The 20,905-nt window shown below is 36.4% G+C and carries 17 protein-coding genes; 16 read left to right on the forward strand and 1 reads right to left on the reverse strand.

Annotated features, from left to right (window positions below; all coding sequences use genetic code 11):
- The first annotated feature begins 43 nt into the window (after positions 1 to 43).
- The 9 genes from VB248_RS06365 (at position 44) to VB248_RS06405 (ending at position 12,585) form a co-directional block, all read left to right on the forward strand.
- Positions 44 to 955: a rhomboid family intramembrane serine protease gene (locus VB248_RS06365; protein ID WP_323295913.1), complete on the forward strand. Its 912-nt coding sequence runs from the start codon at positions 44 to 46 to the stop codon at positions 953 to 955.
- Between the two features lie 199 nt (positions 956 to 1,154).
- The gene (gene dxs, locus VB248_RS06370) at positions 1,155 to 3,116 is read left to right on the forward strand and encodes a 1-deoxy-D-xylulose-5-phosphate synthase (protein WP_323295914.1); all 1,962 of its coding nucleotides are present in this window, start codon (positions 1,155 to 1,157) and stop codon (positions 3,114 to 3,116) included.
- 131 nt (positions 3,117 to 3,247) lie between these two features.
- Entirely contained in the window at positions 3,248 to 3,643 is a 396-nt protein-coding gene (locus VB248_RS06375; protein WP_323295915.1) for a hypothetical protein, read from the forward strand.
- A gap of 243 nt (positions 3,644 to 3,886) precedes the next feature.
- On the forward strand, positions 3,887 to 8,230 hold the full coding sequence (locus tag VB248_RS06380; protein ID WP_323295916.1) for a CusA/CzcA family heavy metal efflux RND transporter: 4,344 nt from the start codon (positions 3,887 to 3,889) through the stop codon (positions 8,228 to 8,230).
- The gene (locus VB248_RS06385) at positions 8,223 to 9,392 is read left to right on the forward strand and encodes an efflux RND transporter periplasmic adaptor subunit (protein WP_323295917.1); all 1,170 of its coding nucleotides are present in this window, start codon (positions 8,223 to 8,225) and stop codon (positions 9,390 to 9,392) included. Before VB248_RS06380 ends, VB248_RS06385 begins: the two co-directional genes overlap by 8 nt.
- 123 nt (positions 9,393 to 9,515) lie before the next feature.
- Entirely contained in the window at positions 9,516 to 9,962 is a 447-nt protein-coding gene (locus tag VB248_RS06390) for a Rieske 2Fe-2S domain-containing protein (protein WP_323295918.1), read from the forward strand.
- Positions 9,963 to 10,143: 181 nt separating this feature from the next.
- The gene (locus VB248_RS06395; RefSeq protein WP_323295919.1) at positions 10,144 to 11,052 is read left to right on the forward strand and encodes a DUF5777 family beta-barrel protein; all 909 of its coding nucleotides are present in this window, start codon (positions 10,144 to 10,146) and stop codon (positions 11,050 to 11,052) included.
- Between the two features lie 4 nt (positions 11,053 to 11,056).
- Complete coding sequence (locus VB248_RS06400; protein ID WP_323295920.1) at positions 11,057 to 11,614, forward strand: YceI family protein; 558 nt, start codon at positions 11,057 to 11,059, stop codon at positions 11,612 to 11,614.
- A gap of 428 nt (positions 11,615 to 12,042) precedes the next feature.
- Positions 12,043 to 12,585, forward strand: a complete 543-nt coding sequence (locus VB248_RS06405) for a YceI family protein (protein ID WP_323295921.1) — start codon at positions 12,043 to 12,045, stop codon at positions 12,583 to 12,585.
- Between the two features lie 165 nt (positions 12,586 to 12,750).
- On the opposite strand, the gene VB248_RS06410 is transcribed toward VB248_RS06405, so the two are convergent.
- A complete protein-coding gene (locus tag VB248_RS06410; protein WP_323295922.1) occupies positions 12,751 to 13,122 on the reverse strand; it encodes a DUF423 domain-containing protein in 372 nt (123 codons plus the stop codon).
- Positions 13,123 to 13,333: 211 nt separating this feature from the next.
- Between VB248_RS06410 and VB248_RS06415 the strand changes: the two genes are divergently transcribed.
- From VB248_RS06415 to VB248_RS06445, 7 genes are all read left to right on the forward strand, one after another.
- Positions 13,334 to 13,906, forward strand: coding sequence for an RNA polymerase sigma-70 factor (locus VB248_RS06415; RefSeq protein WP_323295923.1), 573 nt, complete (start codon positions 13,334 to 13,336; stop codon positions 13,904 to 13,906).
- A gap of 36 nt (positions 13,907 to 13,942) precedes the next feature.
- Positions 13,943 to 15,001 carry a FecR family protein gene (locus VB248_RS06420; RefSeq protein ID WP_323295924.1) on the forward strand — a complete coding sequence of 353 codons (1,059 nt, stop codon included), beginning with the start codon at positions 13,943 to 13,945 and terminating at the stop codon, positions 14,999 to 15,001.
- A gap of 38 nt (positions 15,002 to 15,039) precedes the next feature.
- Positions 15,040 to 16,803 carry a hypothetical protein gene (locus VB248_RS06425; protein ID WP_323295925.1) on the forward strand — a complete coding sequence of 588 codons (1,764 nt, stop codon included), beginning with the start codon at positions 15,040 to 15,042 and terminating at the stop codon, positions 16,801 to 16,803.
- A 103-nt stretch (positions 16,804 to 16,906) separates the two neighbouring features.
- Positions 16,907 to 17,995: an energy transducer TonB gene (locus VB248_RS06430; RefSeq protein ID WP_323295926.1), complete on the forward strand. Its 1,089-nt coding sequence runs from the start codon at positions 16,907 to 16,909 to the stop codon at positions 17,993 to 17,995.
- Positions 17,996 to 18,104: 109 nt separating this feature from the next.
- Positions 18,105 to 19,937 (forward strand): 3-keto-disaccharide hydrolase, encoded by a 1,833-nt coding sequence (locus VB248_RS06435; protein WP_323295927.1) that lies wholly within the window; start codon positions 18,105 to 18,107, stop codon positions 19,935 to 19,937.
- A gap of 24 nt (positions 19,938 to 19,961) precedes the next feature.
- Positions 19,962 to 20,408 (forward strand): hypothetical protein, encoded by a 447-nt coding sequence (locus VB248_RS06440; RefSeq protein WP_323295928.1) that lies wholly within the window; start codon positions 19,962 to 19,964, stop codon positions 20,406 to 20,408.
- A gap of 12 nt (positions 20,409 to 20,420) precedes the next feature.
- The gene (locus VB248_RS06445) at positions 20,421 to 20,891 is read left to right on the forward strand and encodes a hypothetical protein (RefSeq protein ID WP_323295929.1); all 471 of its coding nucleotides are present in this window, start codon (positions 20,421 to 20,423) and stop codon (positions 20,889 to 20,891) included.
- Positions 20,892 to 20,905 lie beyond the last annotated feature (14 nt).

A 20,905-nucleotide genomic window follows, 5' to 3' on the forward strand; every position in this document is an offset into this window, starting at 1 on the left:
TCGTATTATTTAAGAATTATAAAGTATAGAAAGGAATATAAAAATGAGCGGGATTTTAGATGACTTTAAAGATGCTTTTGCGAAGCGAAATAATGGGCTGATTCAACTGATTTGGTTGAATGTGGCTGTTTATGTAGTGATGTTATTGGTATTGATATGCCTTACGGTTCTATTCAAAAAATCAGAATTGTTTGATTCGGCTCTGTCATACCTAAGTCTTACGCCTGCTCTGGGTACTTTTTTATATCGTCCTTGGACAATTCTTACTTATTCTTTTTTCCACTCTGTCAATCCTATTGCACACTTATTACCTAATATGTTGATGCTCTATTGGTTTGGTGCTATCATTCAAGAATTTTTAGGAAGTAGAAGATTGATTAATTTGTATATTCTTGGAGCTATTTTTGGAGGAATTTTCGCTCTCTTAGCTTTCAATTTTATTCCTTATTATCAATCTGGCATTGCAACAACAATTATCGGAGCATCTGGAAGTGTAATGGCGATTATGTTTGCAGCAGCCACACTTGCCCCAGATTATACTTTCTTTTTGTTTTTGATTGGCCCTGTAAGAATTAAATATATTGCCTTCTTCTTTTTCTTGATTTCATTAGCTGGTGCAATCGGTGTAAATGCAGGCGGAGGAATTGTTCACTTAGGTGGAGCTTTATTGGGATATTTGTATGTAAAACAGCTACAAAGAGGCTACGATTGGGGAAAACCTATTGATGTAATTGTAGATTTCTTTAAGGGATTGGGCAAACGCAATGAAAAACCTAAAATAAAAGTAGCCTATCGTCAGAAAGAATCGTCTTATAATAGTTCGAGTGTAGGAATGTCCACTGGTTATCCTGACGAAGATGAAGTAGATGAAATTTTAGATAAAATTTCACGCTCAGGATACGAAAGTTTGACAAAAGAAGAAAAACAAAAACTCTTCAAGGCTTCACAGAAATAGAGAAAAATACTCAAAATCCAATAAAAATAGTCAAGTGGTGCATCTACTTGACTATTTTTATTCGTAATTAGCTTAAAATAATTCTGTAAATTTGTTTTTTAGTATGGTTTTTGACCCCGATTTTTGGTAACAAAAATCGAAAACCAAACAATTTAAGATTTAAAGGGTTATCTACTTATCATTTTCTCTCGAAAAGCCCATGCAAATTATACCAGGAAAAATATTAGCTCAGATTAACACTCCCGAAGATTTGAGGAGACGTAATCGTTCTGAATTATTACAAATTTGTGACGAGTTGCGTCAATATATTATTGATGATGTATCGGTATATGGCGGACACTTTGGTGCTTCGTTGGGTGTGGTTGAATTGTCAGTAGCACTGCACTATGTTTTCAATACGCCAAATGACCAATTGATTTGGGATGTAGGACATCAGGCTTATGGGCATAAAATCCTTACGGGTCGTCGTGATAACTTTCATACCAATCGTTTGTACGGAGGAATTTCAGGTTTCCCAAAACGTAAAGAAAGTAAATATGATGCTTTTGGCGTAGGGCATTCTTCAACTTCTATCTCAGCAGCTTTAGGAATGTCGGTAGCTTCTAATTATAAAGGAGAAACAGACCGCCAGCATATTGCTGTAATCGGCGATGGCTCAATGACGGCAGGGATGGCTTTTGAGGCAATGAATCATGCAGGCGATATTCCCAACAATATGATTATTATTTTAAATGATAATTGTATGGCTATTGACCCGAATGTAGGGGCATTGAAAGAATACCTAACTGATATTACCACTTCACATACTTATAACAGAGTAAAAGATGAAGTTTGGAATCTGTTAGGAAAAATGTCGAAGTTTGGAAAATCTGCCCAAGATATTGTTTCTAAAATTGAAAATGGATTAAAGGCTACTTTACTCAAACAAAGTAATTTATTTGAATCCTTGAATTTGAGATACTTCGGCCCAATTGATGGTCATGATGTAGAGTATTTAGTAACTGTACTCAATGACTTAAAAGATATTCCCGGCCCTAAAATTCTTCACTGTATCACTACCAAAGGTAAAGGTTATGCTTTGGCAGAAAAAGACCAAACTTTATGGCACGCACCGGGCAAGTTTGATAAAATTACAGGTGAAATCAAGAAGAAATATTATTCTACGCCACAGCCTCCAAAATATCAAGATGTTTTTGGGCATACCATTGTAGAATTGGCTGAACAGAATGCAAAAATTATGGGTGTTACTCCTGCCATGCCTTCTGGATGTTCGCTAAATATTATGATGAAAGCAATGCCAAACCGTGCTTTCGACGTAGGAATTGCAGAACAACACGCTGTTACTTTCTCGGCGGGTATGGCTACTCAAGGGCTTACCGTTTTCTGTAATATTTATTCGACTTTCATGCAACGTGCTTACGACCAAGTAATCCACGACGTAGCGATTCAAGAATTACCTGTAATTTTCTGTCTCGACCGTGCAGGTTTTGCAGGAGCTGATGGACCAACGCACCACGGAGCTTATGATATTGCTTTTATGCGTTGTATTCCGAACATGATTGTTTTTGCTCCGATGAATGAAAAAGAGCTAAGAGACATTATGTTTACGGCTTCGCAGGATGAGTTCAAAGAATTGAAACAATGTATTACGATTCGCTACCCAAGAGGCGAAGGCGTGATGCCAGTTTGGAAAACCGCTTTCGAGAAAATTGAAATCGGTAAAGGCAGAAAAATCAAAGACGGCGAAAACGTTGCGATTTTAACACTCGGTCATATCGGAAATTATGCTGTTCAGTCTTGTGAAATACTTGAAAAAGAAGGCATCAATCCTGCTCATTATGATATGCGTTTTGTAAAACCTTTAGACGAAGCGATGCTTCATGAAATTTTCCAAAATTATGATAAAATAATTACCGTAGAAGATGGCTGTATTCAAGGTGGTTTTGGTTCGGCTGTTGCTGAATTTATGTTAGATAATAATTATTCAGCACAAATCAAACGCTTGGGTATTCCTGATAGAGTAGTAGAACATGGCGAACAAATTGAGTTACACAAAGAATGTGGCTTCGACCCCGAAGGCATTGCCGAAGCAGTAAGAAGTATTTTGGGAACGCAAAAGAATACTTACAAATCAGAAATAGTTAAGGTTACTCTAAATTAATTTTTAGAGACAATCTGCTGAAAATAAAATAGATAGCTAAATGACTCATGTCTGAAAGCTAAGTAATAAAGACAAAGGCGAAAATGATTTTTCGCCTTTTTTCTTTTCGTATAATTAACTACATTTGCCAAATGAAACAATTTACAGCCATATTATTAAGCTTTACCATCTTTGTCGGGAGTTTGTTCCCCAAAGCGGATGCTTTGCAATTGGCGAAAGTTGGAGAATTGGTCAAACATTATTATCAGCACACTCATAGTTGGAACGAGAACATCAGCTTTTTAGATTTTTTAGCCATGCACTATTCTACGGCTTCAAAACACCTAAAAACCGCTAAACATTCTCACTCTCATTTACCCAACTTAGATTCCCACAGTACTGTTACTTTGTTTGAACCTACCTTTAATAAAAAGATTGTTCTCAACTTTGTGCCAATCTTCAAAGTCTTTTCAGAACCCAATTTCGTTTGGAAAAACCTTTATCGCTTCTCGATAGTCCAAACATTGTTTAATCCTCCACGAGTATAATCCTTGCCCGAATTCCATTCGGTTCTTCTTGTTGTTGCTTATCCACAAAATTGTCTTTGTGGTAAAAAATCTTTATACATTTCTTACAGGCTTTTCCCTTAATGGGTTTACAAGTTTTGTTGTCTGAGTATTTTGAAATTCATCTTATTTTTTGTCAATCCATTGATAAACAGGTAATTAATAAGTGATAGAAAAATATGGAAGCAATAAAATTTGAAGGTCTTTTCTTGAAAAAAACAAACAATGATAGATTCAATCATTCGATTCAGCATATACAATAAGCTGGTAATCGGCTTATTGGTATTAGCTTTGGTGACTTGGGGTGGCATTTCTTTAACACAATTGACCATTGATGCCCTTCCAGACATTACTTCTAACCAAGTACAAGTAATTACACAATCACCTGCTTTGCCCGCTTCTGAAGTAGAGCAATTCATTACTTATCCACTTGAAATTTCATTAAGAACTGTTCCTAATACCAAAGAAATTCGTTCTATTTCTCGCATGGGTTTATCAGTTATCACGGTCGTTTTTGATGACGACGTACCGATGGAGAAAGCTCGTCAACAGATTTCTGAAAAAATCAGAGAGGCAGAACCCAATTTGGTTGCGGGTTCTGGTCGTCCAGAAATGGCTCCTATTACTACTGGACTTGGCGAATTTTATCAATATACTTTAGTGGTTGAGCCTCAGTTTAAAGAAAAATATTCTTTAGCTGATTTGCGGACACTGCAAGACTGGGTGGTAAAAAGGCAACTATTGGGCATCAAAGGCGTAGTAGAAGTAAGTTCGTATGGTGGAAATTTGAAACAATACGAAGTAGCTATTAATCCTGAACGCCTACGAGCCATGAACCTAAGTATTGCAGAAGTATTTCAAGCTTTGCAAGACAACAATGCCAATTCTGGCGGTAGCTATATCGAAAAAGGTACAGATGCTTATTTTATCCGTTCGGAAGGTAGAGTAACTTCTCTACAAGACATTGAGAATATTGTAGTGGCTTCTCGTGGCGGCTTGCCCGTATTGGTGAGCGATGTGGCTAAAGTACAATTTGGTCATGCGGTGCGTTATGGAGCGATGACTCGTAATGGCGAAGGAGAATCCGTTGGTGCTGTTGTACTTTTATTGAAAGGTGAATCTGCCCAAAAAGTAGTAAAAGAAGTAAAAAAACGTATAGAAGAAATTCAGAAATCTTTGCCCGAAGGCGTAAGAGTACAATCATTTATTGATAGAAGTAAATTGATTGACAAAGCCACTGGCACAGTGCAAAAAAACTTGGTAGAAGGCGGTTTGATTGTCGTTTTTATTCTGGTTTTATTATTGGGAAATCTTAGAGCTGGCTTGGTGGTAGCTTCTGTTATTCCACTTTGTTTACTTTTTTCTTTTGCTTTGATGAATCTCTTTGGCGTTTCTGCCAACCTGATGTCGCTTGGGGCAATTGACTTTGGGCTGATTGTCGATGGAGCAGTCATTATTGTAGAAGCCGTTGTGCATCGCCTACATACACAAAAATTTCCCTTAGAACATCACAAAGACGGCTCTACTTCTGTGCGTTTGCTTACACAAGTAGAAATGAATGAATCGGTTTATGATTCGGCCGTAACCATTCGTAAATCTGCGGCTTTTGGTGAAATCATCATTTTAATCGTCTATTTCCCGATACTTGCTCTTACGGGAATTGAAGGAAAAATGTTTAGACCAATGGCTGAAACGGTAAGTTTTGCCATTATTGGAGCATTGATTTTGTCTTTGACTTACGTGCCAATGATGTCTTCTTTATGTTTAAGTAAAAAAATCAGTCATAAAGAAACCATTGCCGATAAAATCATCAACTTTTTGTATCGCTATTATCGTCCAATTATCAACTGGGCATTAGATAAAAAAGGAATCATTTTAGCCTCATCTTTAGTCCTTTTTGTGGCAAGTTTATTACTTTTTGGTAGTTTGGGAGGCGAATTTATTCCAGAACTCAATGAAGGAGATTTTGCCGTAGAAACCATTCTTCATAGCAATGCTTCACTTTCGCAAAGTGTGAAATCAAATAATGAAGCCCAAAAACTTTTATTACGTGAATTTCCTGATGAAATCGAGCAAGTAGTTTCCAGAATTGGTTCTTCGGAAATTCCAACCGACCCAATGGGCGTAAATGCTTGTGATTTAATCATAGATTTGAAAGACACGAAAGAGTGGAAAAAAGCTGAAACCATGGAAGAACTCGCTCAGAAAATGGACGATGTGTTGAAAGACATTCCGGGTGTAACTTTTGAATTTACCCAACCGATTCAAATGCGTTTTAATGAATTAATTGCTGGTGTAAAATCGGATATTGCCATTAAAATTTTTGGCGAAGACCTCGACGTACTTTATGCAAAAGCTCAAGAAATTGCCCAAAAAATCCATAAAGTAAACGGTATTGCCGACCTAAAAGTACAGCAAATTGATGGCGTTCCGCAAATGGTGGTGAACTATAATCGCCAGAAAATTGCCCAATATGGATTGAATATCAAAAACCTAAATACGCTACTGAAAGCAGCTTTCGCTGGCGAAGAAACAGGCGTGGTGTATGAAGGCGAAAAACGTTTTAGCTTAGTCATTCGCCTTGATTCTACTTATCGCAAGGATATTCAAAATATTAGAGATTTGTATTTAGACTTGCCCAATGGTGGAAAAATTCCTTTCTCGGAAGTAGCCAATATTGAGTACCAAGATTCACCCTCGGAAATTTCAAGAGACAATGCTCGCCGTAGAATTTCAATCGGAATCAATGTCCGTAATCGAGATGTAGAAAGTTTGGTTTCAGAAGTACAAGGAATTATTGATACCAAAGTAGTGATGCCCGTAGGTTATACGGTTTCTTATGGTGGAGCTTTTGAAAATCTACAAGCCGCCAAAAGTCGTTTGTTTATTGCCGTTCCAGTGGCTTTGTTTTTAATTTTCGCCCTTTTGTTTTTCACTTTTGGCTCTTTGGTCGAAGCTCTCATCGTTTTTGTGGCGATTCCACTTTCAGCGATTGGCGGTATTTTATCGCTTTGGGTACGTGATATGCCTTTCTCGGTTTCGGCAGGTATTGGGTTTATAGCACTTTTTGGCGTAGCGGTTTTGAACGGCATTGTATTGATTTCATACTTCAAAATTCTTGAAAAAGAAGGCATTTCAGATATTAAAGAAAGAATTTTAGAAGGAACAAAAACCCGTTTCCGTCCAGTAATGATGACGGCCGCCGTAGCCTCAATGGGTTTCTTGCCGATGGCTCTGAGTCATTCGCCCGGAGCAGAAGTACAGCGTCCCTTAGCGACGGTGGTAATCGGTGGACTTATTACGGCTACCATTCTTACTTTAGTGGTTTTGCCCATTATTTATAGTTTAGTTTTTGGTGGAAAAATAAAAGTTTCTAAAAATCTGACAAGTATCGTTTTGCTTTGCTTGCTTTCTACTTCGGTTTTTGCCCAAAACTCACAGCCACAGTCTTTGCAAATGTGTATTGATAAAGCACTTCGTCAGAATCAAAATGTACAGATTTCAAATTTAGAAATTTCAGGTTCGCAAGCTTTGGTGAAAACGGCTCGTGATTTACCCAAAACCGCTATTGATGCCCAATACGGACGCACACAAGTATTTGACGGTAACGATGTTACGTTGAGTGTGGGACAAAGTTTTGCCTTGCCAAGTTTTTATAAAGCTCAAGAAAACCTTTTAAAAGGAAATGTTTTATCGGCTGAAAAAAGAGCTAAACTCACTAAAAATCAATTGATTGGCGAAGTGAAAAGTGTTTATTTTCAGATTTTATACACCACACAGTACATCAAATTACTGCAAGAACAAGACAGCCTTTATCAAAGTGCTTTCAAGGCGGCTTCGGTTCGATACAAAACGGGCGAAACGGATTTATTAGAAAAAGTATCTTTTGAAACTCGTTTAAGAGAAATCCAAAATCGGATTCAAAGAACGCAAGCCGATAAGCAAAATTTGTATCAAACACTTCGTTTTTTGATGAATACCAATGAAGTTTTTGAGATTGACCACAGCCTTACTCCGAAAAAATCACTTGCCATTTCAGACTTACAATTGGCTGCCAATCCATACTTGGGCATTTTGAAACAACAAAGTGAAGTAAGCCGTTTGCAGACTAATTTGGAACAGCAACGCCTAAAACCTGATGTAAAAATTGCTGTTACCAACCAGAGTATCGAACGCCATTACAATCAGAATTTTGTACAAGTTGGGATGAATATTCCCATTTTCACAAAAGCCCAACAAGCCCGAATTACAGCGTCTAAAATCAACGAACAAGTAATCAATCAACAGTATCAATACGCTGAAAGTCAATTACAAAGTCAGTTAAATTCTTTGAAAATTCAGGTAGAAAAATCCGAAACATCTTTGAAGTATTACAAAGAATCGGCATTACCACAAGCAGATTTAATTTCAAAAACGGCTTCAAAAAGCTACCGTGCGGGCGAGATTGAGTACGTAGAATTTGTACAAAATATCACGCAGGCTTGGCAAATTAAAGAAATGTATTTGTCTGAATTACAAAACTTTAACCAACTAATTATCAACATCGAAACTTTAATCGGAAATGAATAATTCTCAAAAATATAGTTTAAATACTCTTCAGAAGAGTGTTTTTATTGCTTACTCTTTTGTACTAATGATGGCTTGTTCAAGCCCAAAAACAGAAGAAGTAAAAACAGAAAAAGAAGTAGCCAAAGACCTTATCAGCCTTACGCCTGAGCAAGTAAAAAATGCTCATTTAGTAATAGGTTCGTTTGATGAAACTACACTTTCGGAAGAAATCAAAGCCAATGGCGTAGTAGATGTACCGCCAATGAATATGGCTTCTGTAAGTATTCCCATTAGCGGTTATGTGAAAAGTACGAATATTTTGCCTGGTTCGCCCATTAAAAAAGGAGGCGTTTTGGCAAGTATTTATAGTATGGATTACATCCAGTTGCAACAAGATTATCTTCAATCTTTGAGCAGATTAAAGTTTTTGGAACAAGAATTATCTCGCCAAACGGTTTTGAGCCAAGAAGATGTAGGAGCGAAGAAGAAATTGCAACAAGCAGACTCGGAAGTAGCTTCGATTAAAGCCCAAGCCCAAGCTCTGGCATTGAAATTAGAAATGATTGGTTGTTCGATGGATAAACTCAGAAAAGGACAAATATCATCTGTGGTAAATATCATTTCTCCTATCGAAGGCTATGTCAAAACCGTAAATTTATCAATTGGCAAAAATGTTGCCCCGACCGACGTACTTTTTGAAATCGTTGGAAACGACCACAAACATTTAGAGCTAAAAGTATTTGAAAACGACATTTCCAAAGTAAAGATTGGACAGAAAATCGTAGTTGAAAATCCTAAATTTTCAGATTCACCTGTTACGGCAACGGTGTTTTTGGTGGGTAAAAACGTAGAACCCGATACCAAAACAATTAATATTCACGGACATATCGTAAATGAAGCTTTAGAAGAAAAATTTACGGTTGGACAATTCGTTAATTCAAAAATTCTAACAAGAAATAGAATCGCTAAAACTTTACCCGAAACAGCAATTGTATTGCATGGCGAAGGAGGTTTTATTTTTATCAAAACTAAAGAAAATACCTTTCAGCAAATTCCTGTAAAAATCGGGCTTTCTGAAAGAGGAAATGTGGAAGTATTTCCTGAGAAAAATATTGGTAACCAGTTGATTGTAAAACAAGGAGCATCTATTTTACAAGCCATGCTTACGGCTTCTGACGAATAGTTTTTCAATACTTTCATACAACTAAGTGCACGAATTAAATGATAAAAGCATCCATCATTCGATTTTATACGTACAGATAAATAGATTATCAGAAATCATTCAAACCAATAAATAATCCTGAAAATGAACATTACTCAAGAAAAAATTGACAGACTTACTTTTTTGAAAAAATTAGGGCTTTCGGGAGCAAGCCTAATGGCGGTTTACTGTGGTGTAACCATGACTTCATGTACCAACGAAGGTGACATTGCTGGCCCACTACCAACAGGAGGAATCACGTTTGACTTAACTGCCGCAGCCAATGCTGCTTTGAATACAAAAGGTGGTTATGTTGTTGACCGCACTAATAATATTGTTGTCGCATACACAAGCGACGGTACTTATGTTGCCGTAACCTTGATTTGTAGCCACGAAGGACAAAAGCAAATTACCTACGCTACCAATAAGTTTTACTGTACCGCTCACGGTGCTACTTTTGATAATTCAGGAAAAGGAACGAACAGTAATGGTAGTGCAGGCTTGAAAACCTATACAGTTACTAAAAATGGTTCAATCCTTACGGTTAGCTAAAACCAAGGACGGCTTTAATTCGTACAGTTTAATAATTACTGCTGTTGAGAATGATTTTCTCGGAAGTATCATCTTAAAATAATAGTAATTGAAATTTGATTTGTAAATATTTAATTATCAATTTCTTATCAAGTATTAAAGCCTCAGCTCAATTGTACACATTACTTAAAATCCAGATTTTATGAAAAAATATTTTTTGATAGCCTGCTTACTGGGCAGCTTCCAAAGTTTTTGTCAAGATGATTTGATGAATATGTTGGATAAAGAGAACGAGTCTAAAATCAATTATACTACTGCTACTTTCAAAGCTCCGAGGTTAATCAATGGGCAAACAATTGAAACTGCCAGTAAAAATCACCTCAATTTCTGGATTTCGCACCGCTTCGGAGCTGTAAATTCTGGTTTTATTGATAATTTCTTCGGCTTAGACGAAGCCCGTATCAGACTTGGTTTGGAGTACGGACTGACTGACCAACTAACGGTTGGTGTGGGAAGAAGTTCGCAAGAAAAAGTATATGACTATTATGCCAAGTACAAAGCCATTCGTCAATCCAACAAAGTACCCGTTACAGTTACAGCATATTTAAGCGGTGCAGCCGTGACGGCGGTTACGGGTTACACGATGGAATCGGGTTCAGTAATGAAATTCAATGATAATATCGAACGCCAAACGTATTGTGGACAATTACTCATTGCCCGAAAGTTTAACGATAAACTTTCTTTACAAATCATGCCGACGATTATTCATTTCAACAAAACCGAAAGTACAGATATGAAAAATGATATGCTGGCTTTGGGCTTTGGTGGACGTTTGAAATTGAACAAAAGACTGAGCTTAAACGCTGAATATTATTTAGCCGACCGTGGTAAAACAACAACCGAACAAAAGTATCATAATTCATTATCAGTAGGTTTTGATATCGAAACAGGCGGACACGTTTTCCAATTACACTTTACCAATTCAAGAGGAATGATTGAAAGACAATTTATTGCCCAAACCGTTGGTCAGTGGAGTAATGCCGATATTTTCTATGGCTTTAATATTTCAAGAACATTCAGCTTTGATGGAAAATCAAAGAAAAACAATTAATCTAATGAAAAAGAATCTTTTATTTTTAGTACTTGTAGGTTTGGTATTGCAGGTAGCTGTACCACAAACCAGTTTTGGACAATTATTTATGACACAAACTGGTAAAACAAGTTTCTTTTCAAAAACACCTGTGGAAGATATTTCGGCATTGAATAGCAATGTGTTGGCGGCAATCAATACAAGTAATGGCGAAATTGCGGTGAAAATGAACATGACACAATTTAAGTTTCAAAATAAATTGATGGAAGAACATTTCAACGAAAACTACATGGAATCTGACAAGTTTCCAACGGGTAGTTTCAAAGGAAAAATCAACGAAACCATTGATTATACCAAAGCTGGTACTTATGATGTTACGGCAAAAGGAACTTTAACCATCCACGGCGTTACGAAAGAAAAAGTACTGACTGGAAAACTGACTGTTGGGAAAGATGCTTTGACGCTCGACTCAAATTTTGAAGTAGCTTTGGTTGATTACAAAATTGAAGTGCCAAAATTGGTTTGGGAAAAAATAGCTGAAAAAATTGCCGTAAAAAACAATTTTTCTTTAGTAAAAAAATAAAGAAAAGCCATTTTGAGCTTCTGAAAAACAAAATTTAAGTCATAAACTCCTTCAATCCCTACTCTGATGATTGAAGGAGTTTTTTTATTGAAAAATATTTTCTCGCATAATCGAATAACTATAATTATTTAATTAAAAAATTGTATTTTTTGTATCAAAAAATTATATGTTTGTAAAAACAATTTTTGTCTGGAAAATAAAGGATATACGATATTTTCGAGAGAGAGCCAAGAAATCGTAATAGGAGAATTGTAAATTAGAAGAAAGTGAGTATGCTCTGAAAATCATCAACAAAAGAAGAAACTTGTTAAGTAAAATCACAGAAAATTCATTGTCGATACGGACGGATGAATTACAATATTTTTTGTTTAGAACATTCTTTTTGAACATAAATCAAATAATTAACATAAACTAAATATTGAAATACTATGAAAACGAACATTTTTATCTTAGCAATCTTTCTTTTTGTCAGTCAAGTAGCTTATTCTCAATTATTTTCGACCCAATCTGGTATTACAAGCTTTTTTTCAAAAACGCCTCTCGAAGACATTACGGCTGTTAATAGCAATGTATCGGCAATCCTTAACACAAGTACTGGAGAAATTGCTGTGCGAATGAACATGAATCAATTTAATTTCCCTAATAAATTGATGCAAGAACACTTCAACGAAAACTATATTGAATCAGATGAATTTCCGACGGGAACTTTCACTGGTAAAATCAATGAAGAAATAGATTTTAAAAAGACAGGAATTTTTGAAGTAAGTGCCAAAGGAATACTCACACTTCATGGGGTTTCTAAGGAAAAAGTAATCAAAGGCAAATTGAATATTAGTAAAACAGGTATTTCGCTTGATTCAGATTTTGAAGTAATGTTGGTCGATTATAAAATTGACGTTCCAAAAATTGTTTGGGAGAAAATCGCTGAAAAAATTAGCGTAAGAAATAGTTTCAGTCTAATGAAAAAATGATGCGTGATAAGAATGAGTTTTAGTTTTAAGGTGTTGATAAACAGTGTTTTGTGCGTTTGACTCATTGGCTGAAAAACAAAATTATAGAGTACAAAGGTTTATTTTGAGTTTAGATTTAGCTCCCACAATGTTTGTAACAAATATTGTGGGAGTTTTTTCTGAAACCTATTTTTTTGAAACCGCAATCAGTAAAAAAATCCAGCCAGCTATGAGCGACGAACCGCCAATAGGAGCAACTGCTCCCCATATCGTAACGCCCGTTGCACAAATCAAGTAAAGTGAACCTGCAAAAATGATTGTTCCCAACAAGAAAGCATTACCAGCCCAAGTAATTAATTTATGCGAGATTTTTTCAGATAAAATACCCACCAAAATCAAAGCCAAACCACCATACATTTGATAACGTGCTGCTGTTTCAAAAGTATCCGTTCTCTGCGATAACTCCAAAGCTGCTTTGAAAGCATGAGCCCCAAAAGCCCCCAGTGCCACTGATAAACCTGCCAAAACAGCACCAGCCTGCAAGAAAAATTTGTTCATTGAAAAATATGATAAATGTGAAAATGAATCAGTTGAATTACAGTTCTCAGACCTTACGAAGCGTAATTTGATACTGCTAAAATGAATGAAATTCCCACAATACTTTCGTATAAAAGTAGGGGGGAAGCCAAATTTAGGTGTCATCAATCAAAATATCAACGAATGTTGTAATTTTGTGAAGATAACTCTATGATAATAACCTCTACTGATTTTGCAACTTACTGATTCTGATATTTTATTCGCTATCCGTCAAGGCAATGTTCGTGTTTTTGAAACAGTATTTCGGAAACATTATCAGGCTTTGTGTAATTACGCTTGTGGCATCCTCAAAGACATGGACGATGCCGAAGAAATGGTACAAGGAATGTTTTTGAAACTTTGGGAACAAAGGGAAGAAATAGAAATTACAGTGTCGCTGAAATCCTATCTCTACCGTGCGGTACACAATACCTGTCTCAATCGCCTCAAGCATTTAAAAGTACAAGAAGTCTATCGTCAACACGTGGGCGAGTATTTAGAAAACAACCACGAGTCGGCCACTGATTTATTAGATAAAGATGAATTAGAAATAAGAATAAGCGACGCACTTGAAAAACTGCCAGAACAATGCCGACTCATTTTTAAAATGAGTCGATTTGAAGAACTCAAGTATCAAGAAATCGCTGATAGGTTGGGGCTTTCTATCAAAACGGTAGAAAATCAAATTGGTAAAGCCCTAAAAATAATGCGAGCCGAACTCTCAGATTATTTACCAATATTCTTATTTTTATTTTTGTTCCGATAATAACCAAAAAAAATAGATAAAACCTTTGGGTTTGATATGATTAACGAAGAAAACATAGACGACTTATTGGCAAAATACCTTGCTGAAGAAACTGACTCCAACGAAGCAGAACAGGTAAGCGAATGGATTGGTTTGTCAGACGAAAATCAAAAGGTTTTTGAACATTCAAGTTTGATTTGGGAAAAATCAAAAGCTCTACATGGCTCACAAAGCGTAGATGTAGATGCCGCTTGGGCAAAATTGGGTATCGAACAATTCGCTGCCAAGCAGTCCAACGAAGTAGCAAAGCCAATTACTCCTTTTACGCCTAAAATTGGTGGTAGCGACGAGCGTTTGGATGTACCAAAATCTATTCCTCAAAATCTCATTTTTAAGAATTTTCTCAAATTTGCCGCTACTTTGGCCCTTGTGTTTGGTACTTGGTTTTTAGTAAGTAAAAACATGGCTACCGAGCCAGAATTATTGACTTTCAAAACGGCTGAAACACCAACCGAAAAAGTATTGGCAGATGGCACAAAAGTATTTTTGAATAAAAATTCAAGTATTAGTTTTCCAGAAAAATTTGAAGGTGACATCAGAAATGTGAAGCTAACAGGCGAAGCATTTTTTGAAGTACATCACGATGCCGCACATCCTTTTATCATTGATGCACAAGGTTCGCAAATTAAAGTATTGGGTACTTCTTTCAATGTAAAAGCCTATAACGAACAAGTACAAGTGGTGGTACGTACAGGAAAAGTACAATTTTCAAGGAATGAACAGCAAGTGATTTTAGTAAAAGGCGAAGCCGCTGCTATTGAGGCAAACCAAGCTGAAATAACTAAAATGACGAATATCGACGAAAATATACTTGCTTACAAAACACAATCGTTTACATTCCAAGAAGCAACCTTAGACAAAGTAATAGCATCTTTAAGTGATATTTATGGAAAAAAGATTTCGTTTGAGAACGAAAAAATTAAACATTGTTCACTTACCGCTACTTTCGACCATGAAAATTTAGATAATATTCTCACCATAATTTCTGAAACATTAAACCTGAAAGTTCGCAAACAAGGAGATTCAATTGTGCTTAGTGGCGAGGGCTGTCAGTAAAAAATTAGGTTGAAAAACGGTTTGAAAATCGTTTTACGATGATGGCTTATTATTTGAAAAAACGTATATTTTTTGTTTGTGTTTTGTGGCTAATTGCTTTTAATCTTTATGCACAAGTACCCATTTTAGAACGCAATATTAGTTTAAAAGCCAATAACGACAAACTGTCTGAAGTCCTTGACCTTATTGCAAAGGAAGGTGGCTTCAACTTCGCATATCCCTCCAGCCTCATTGATGTAAATCGTCGCATAGATTTAACCCTAACCGACCGACCAGTTCGAGATGTATTGAAACAACTTTTTGGTACTTCTCTCAGCTATAAAGTACGTGGACAATACGTAATTCTTCAAAAAAATACGATTGAAACACGGCAAACCCATTTTTTTCTGAGTGGCTACGTTGTTGACCCCCGAGAGGGAATCAAACTGCCAGATGCCAGTATTTACGAAAAAAACAGCTTGATTTCAGCCATTAGTAATCAGTATGGTTTTTATAAGATAAAGCTTTCTACCAAAAGCTTCCCGATACGACTGAGTGTTTCAAAACCGGGCTATGAACCTGAAATTGTTTTGATAAGAAATGCTCAGAACGATTACCAAAATATCGAGCTGAGGCGAATCAAAAAACCATTCGTTTTTGAACCTACCATTGAAGATAATTCAATGGAAAAAATGGAAGCGTTTAAAAATAATGTTCAAGTAATTGAACGACCAATGGTTTTAGAAAACCCTCGTCCAGTATTTCTTGACCAAATAGACGAACTCGAATCATCTATTATCATCGAACCAGATTCTATACAAGAAAATACCAATTGGGATAAATTCAGAAAACGTATTGAAACCTTTTTTGTGAGACGTTCGCAGCGAATCAATGCCATCAACATCAACGATTCACTCAATCGTACTTTTCAAGTATCACTTTTGCCATTTTTGGGTACAAATCGTTTACTTTCTGGAAGTATCGAAAATGATTTTTCGTTGAATATCCTCATGGGTTTTTCGGCGGGTGTTCGTAAAGTAGAAATCGGAGGTTTATTTAATGGCGTTCGTAATAATGTTACGGGTTTTCAATTGGCAGGTGTTGGAAACATTGTCGGAGGCGAACTTTTGGGCGTTCAGATAAGTTCGATTTTTAACCTCACCGAAGCCATTCAAAGAGGAGTACAACTTAGTGTAGGCGTAAACGTAGTAACCCAAGTATCAAATGGCTGGCAGGTTGGTTTAATCAATTTCGCCAACGAAGTACAAGGCAAAGGGCATCAAATTGGTTTGATTAATATCAGCGAATTTTCTGAAACTACGCCGATTGGCTTACTCAGTTTCGTGAGTAGTAGCGATGGCTATAAGCGTTTGGAATTATCTATCGATGAAAATCAAACTGGTAGTTTTATTTTCAAAACAGGCGTAAGAAAATTTTATAATATTTTGGCAATTGGCTACAATTTCCTCAGAGCCAATGAAGTATTTAGTATCGGTTACGGCGTTGGGCGAGCCTACGAATTAAGAAATGCGTGGATGTTTAACACGGATATTACCACCAATTTGATGATAGAGTATAATGATTTTACACCAAACGTAGGAAATTTATGGCGATTAGACTTTAGCTTTGAAAAACAAATTGCCAGAAATGCAGCGATTACATTTGGCCCATCCATAAAAGCTTTTTTTCTGGATTCATATAATGCTGCTTCTTGGAAAGGAAAACCATTCGTACAAATACCCCCTTATCCACCGCTGTACTCTACCAAAGTTTCTACCTTTTGGCTCGGATTTCAGATGGGTATTCGGATTCGCTCTCGATAATTTTTCTTGTCTTGTAGATTTCTTTTTTTCAGGAGAATAATTTTTATTGAATTTTTTTATAAATATTTTGAGATATATTAGTACTTATAAACGTATTTGCTTTATGAAATTAGGTATTTTATGCACGCTTTTGTCTTTTTCTTTTTGGTTGAATGCCCAAACTAAAACTGATTCTTTGAATGTTGATTCCAGAAAACTGATTGGTAACTGGGTGAAAGATTATATCGACATGAAAGATGGAAGTCGATTAACGAATCCAGAAGTAGATAAAGTAACTGCCACGATGTTGATTTTCAGAAAAGACAATGCTGGTGTGATTATTCTGGGAAAAGAAGCTTCACCTACTTTGTATGTGACCGTTGGCGATACTTTGTTGGTAGGGCGTGCTGCACTTTATCATATCGACAAGCTCACGCCTTATGAATTAGTTTTTTCTCAGATTATTCCCAATACTCCCGATTACTTAATTTATAGATACCATTATTTGTCCACAAAAGAATCTGCTTCGGAGTACTTTTTTCGACAATTTATCAAGCCTAATATCATAAAACAATCCAATGGCGATACGCTTTACAATTTTAATAAGTATGTTTTTCCACACTATAAAGGTGGTAGAGATTTTTTTCAAGGAACGATTTATGACGATTTCGATGACGTTTACCAGTTTTCTTATGAAGACATTGAAAAAAACTTTAAGTATCCCGAAAATCAGGCTGGTATTTTTAAAATAGCTTTTCAAGTATCAAAAGAAGGCGTACTAAAGAATGTTGAAATCAAAGAATCTTCAGATTCTACTTATAATAACCAATTGTTGAAGGCGGTTTGGCAAACTCGGAAATCTTGGCTTCCTGCCGACTACGACGGAAAGAAAGTAGATGTTGTATTCAATTATGAATTTAGATATGGCGAAGAAGAAGAACAGCCTGAAAACTATTACTACGATGACTTAGTTTATGAAAGTGTATTAAAACGAGCCAACAAACAGTTTGAACTAAAAAATTACGGAAAAGCCATTAAACTTTATACTAAATGTGTACTGATGAAGGACGAAGCTTTTGAAGCACTTTATAAACGAGCCGACTGTTATTTTGCTTTGAAGATTGTAAAAAACGCCTGTTCCGATTGGAATTACCTTTCGGTGCGTGGGCAGAAAAAAGCTGAGAATCTGTTTATTAGTCACTGTATCAAATAAATATTCATCAAGTGTTCTAAGGTGTTATACTTTTTTGAGTAATTTTAATGTCAATACAAGATAACGAAAGTTTACTTTTTGTATAATTTTCCTGAAATATCTCAACTCAATGAAAAAATTACTATTTCTTTTATTTCCAATTTCGGCATTTGCCCAAACCGAAATTCCCCTGAATGATTTAAACGCTTTTAAAAATCCAAGTGCCAACTGGACGATTGAAGGAAGCGTTGTAGGAGACCATCAGGCAACGGCACTCACAAGTACACCCGGCAAAGGTGTTTTGTTTTGTTCTTTGAAAGGAGCAAAGTATCAGCCAACGGATGATTTGTTTTTCAAACTCGAACACGGTGATATTCGCTTGTCGCTCGACTTTATGATTCCGAAAGGGTCGAATTCTGGGATTTATCTGCAAGGACGTTATGAAGTTCAGATTTTAGATTCTTGGCTCAAAAAAGAAATCAATGATGGCGATTGCGGAGCTATTTATCATCGTTGGGATGAGTCTCGTGGAGCAGGCAAAGAAGGGTATGAAGGTCATGTTCCTCGCCAAAATGCCGTAAAAGCACCAGGTTTGTGGAATCATATCGAAATTGATTTCAAAGCACCCACTTTTGATGCTTCTGGAAAAAAACTAAGCAATGCCAGATTCAATAAAGTAACATTGAACGGTGTTTTAATTCACGAAAATATCGAGCTTTTAGGCGTAACTCGTGGAGCAGTTTCTCAGCAAGAAGTAGCTACTGGCCCGATTAGAATTCAAGGCGACCACGGACAAGTAGCCTTCAAAAACATTAAGTATGAAGTATTCGATAAGCCATTGGCTACTTTCAGCCCAACTTCTTATGAGTACTATCAAGGAAAATTTGCTAATCTTCAAACAGGAGCTACTAAGCCAGTTCAAGCAGGTACAGCCAAACAACCAAGTATGAAATTGGCAGAAGCTAAATCTGATTTCTTGTTGAAATTCAAAGGAACAATTACAATTCCTGAAAACGATACTTATACTTTCACGACCAATTGGACTGGTGCAGGCGTATTGTTGATTGACAACGACACCATTACCAAAGGCGACCATTGGTACAGTGAAGATGTAAAAGGTTCAAAAAAACTTTCGGCTGGTGAACATACTTATTCATTAATTCATGCCAAAGATTTTGGTTGGGGGCCTAAAGCTTTAGGATTTTTTGTTGAAAGAGTAGGTACTCCAAAACAAGCCATTACAGAACGTACTTCATTGCCAGAACCAGAAGCTACGCCATTAATTGAAGTGAAAGTAGCTCAGGAGACAATCCTTCAACGCTCGTTTATGATGTATGGCGATGTGAAAAAAACGCATGCCGTTAGCGTAGGTATGCCGGGTGGTTTGAGTTACGCTTATGACTTAAACCAAGGGGGATATTTACAAGCTTGGAGAGGGAAATTCTTAGATGCAACGCAAATGTGGCACGACCGTGGCGAACCACAAACGTCTGCTCCGATGGGAGTAACCATTTCATTGAATGATAAATTTCCTTTGGCATTATTGAGCGATGCTTCGGCAAGTATTCCTGCTTCCTTACCCAAAAGTGACTTACAGTACAAAGGCTACCGTTTGAATAAAATTGAAGTAGCAGGAGAAAAAATTGCTTTCCCAGTTTTTATGTACGAATACAAAGGACTAAAAGTACAAGACCTCTCGACACCGTCTGCCAATTCAGATGCCATCGTTCGTCATTTGACTTTTGAAGGCTCAACGCCAGCAGGTACTTCTTTGTACGTACTTTTGGCAGAAGGAAATATGATTACTGATTTAGGAAAAAATCGTTTTGCTATCGACAATCAACAATATTTTGTATCAATTCCTGAAACGAGTAAAGCAATTATTCGTGATAACAATGGTGTGAAACAATTAGTATTACCATTGGCAGGACTGAAAGACTTGTCGTATCAATTGATTTTTTAATTACCAATTTATAAGGTTATTGACATGAGTGATTTTGAATCATCGAAGCTTCAAATTTCTGAAAATAAAACCTCTGTGTTGTCCAACAGCCTACACCTTTACGAACAGTATGGAGCAATGGCTTATGGAATTATTCTTCAGATTGTACCACAGAAACAAATGGCACAGGAAATTATGATTGAATTGTTTGATTCACTCACTGTCAATCCCTGCGTAGAAGGTAAAGTAAGTATTGCTGTATGTATTATTAGAAAGGCACGAGAACTCGCATTGCTTTACAAGCAAAAATTTGATTGGGAAACAGCTCACGTTCCCGCTGCTGAAACCGACACAGAACAAGCCCAATTTATTTTTGATTTATCCTTTCGACAGGGGAAAAGTGCTGAAACAATTGCTGAAAAATTAAACATTCCGAAAGCAAAAGTTTACAAAGCTATTAGTCAATATTTCAAAACTTTTCGCCAATCTTAATCGAATACCATTGTGAAGAATCAAGAATACATACAAAGTGGAATACTCGAAAGCTACTTATTAGGCATTGTTTCTGAGGAAGAACAAAGAGAAGTAGAGCAAAGAGTGTTGATAGATAACGAAGTAGCCAAGGCACTTCAATCTATCGAAATAGATATTGCCAATCATTATTTAACAAATGCCGTTCCGCCGCCACCCAATGTTCGGGAAGCGATTTTGTTGAATGCCAATAAAAATGAATTAAAAAAATGGCAGCAACAAAATACTTTCAAAGAAGCTACTAATCATACAGAACAGCTGAAGTATTTAGAAGTAGAAGTTGATAATACGCACATTAAAGTCCATAAATACTGGCGACCCGCTTTTATCGCCGTGTTTGTTTTATCCAAGATTTTTTTGATAGCAGCCCTATACTTCTATTTTAAATCGGACAGTTTAACAAAAGAAAATGAACGTTTGAAACAAGAAATTAAGCTCAAATAAGTACTTTATTTTGC

Source organism: Arcicella rigui, from assembly GCF_034929435.1.
Classification (GTDB): Bacteria; Bacteroidota; Bacteroidia; order Cytophagales; family Spirosomataceae; genus Arcicella; species Arcicella rigui.

Coding starts and splice junctions, on each gene's coding strand:
- VB248_RS06380 (WP_323295916.1), top strand. CDS start 3,887: ATGATAGATTCAATCATTCGATTCAGCATATACAATAAGCTGGTAATC.
- VB248_RS06405 (WP_323295921.1), top strand. CDS start 12,043: ATGAAAACGAACATTTTTATCTTAGCAATCTTTCTTTTTGTCAGTCAA.
- VB248_RS06420 (WP_323295924.1), top strand. CDS start 13,943: ATGATTAACGAAGAAAACATAGACGACTTATTGGCAAAATACCTTGCT.
- VB248_RS06425 (WP_323295925.1), top strand. CDS start 15,040: ATGATGGCTTATTATTTGAAAAAACGTATATTTTTTGTTTGTGTTTTG.
- VB248_RS06400 (WP_323295920.1), top strand. CDS start 11,057: ATGAAAAAGAATCTTTTATTTTTAGTACTTGTAGGTTTGGTATTGCAG.
- VB248_RS06440 (WP_323295928.1), top strand. CDS start 19,962: ATGAGTGATTTTGAATCATCGAAGCTTCAAATTTCTGAAAATAAAACC.
- VB248_RS06435 (WP_323295927.1), top strand. CDS start 18,105: ATGAAAAAATTACTATTTCTTTTATTTCCAATTTCGGCATTTGCCCAA.
- VB248_RS06395 (WP_323295919.1), top strand. CDS start 10,144: ATGAAAAAATATTTTTTGATAGCCTGCTTACTGGGCAGCTTCCAAAGT.
- VB248_RS06390 (WP_323295918.1), top strand. CDS start 9,516: ATGAACATTACTCAAGAAAAAATTGACAGACTTACTTTTTTGAAAAAA.
- VB248_RS06410 (WP_323295922.1), bottom strand. CDS start 13,122: ATGAACAAATTTTTCTTGCAGGCTGGTGCTGTTTTGGCAGGTTTATCA.
- dxs (WP_323295914.1), top strand. CDS start 1,155: ATGCAAATTATACCAGGAAAAATATTAGCTCAGATTAACACTCCCGAA.
- VB248_RS06375 (WP_323295915.1), top strand. CDS start 3,248: ATGAAACAATTTACAGCCATATTATTAAGCTTTACCATCTTTGTCGGG.
- VB248_RS06430 (WP_323295926.1), top strand. CDS start 16,907: ATGAAATTAGGTATTTTATGCACGCTTTTGTCTTTTTCTTTTTGGTTG.
- VB248_RS06365 (WP_323295913.1), top strand. CDS start 44: ATGAGCGGGATTTTAGATGACTTTAAAGATGCTTTTGCGAAGCGAAAT.
- VB248_RS06385 (WP_323295917.1), top strand. CDS start 8,223: ATGAATAATTCTCAAAAATATAGTTTAAATACTCTTCAGAAGAGTGTT.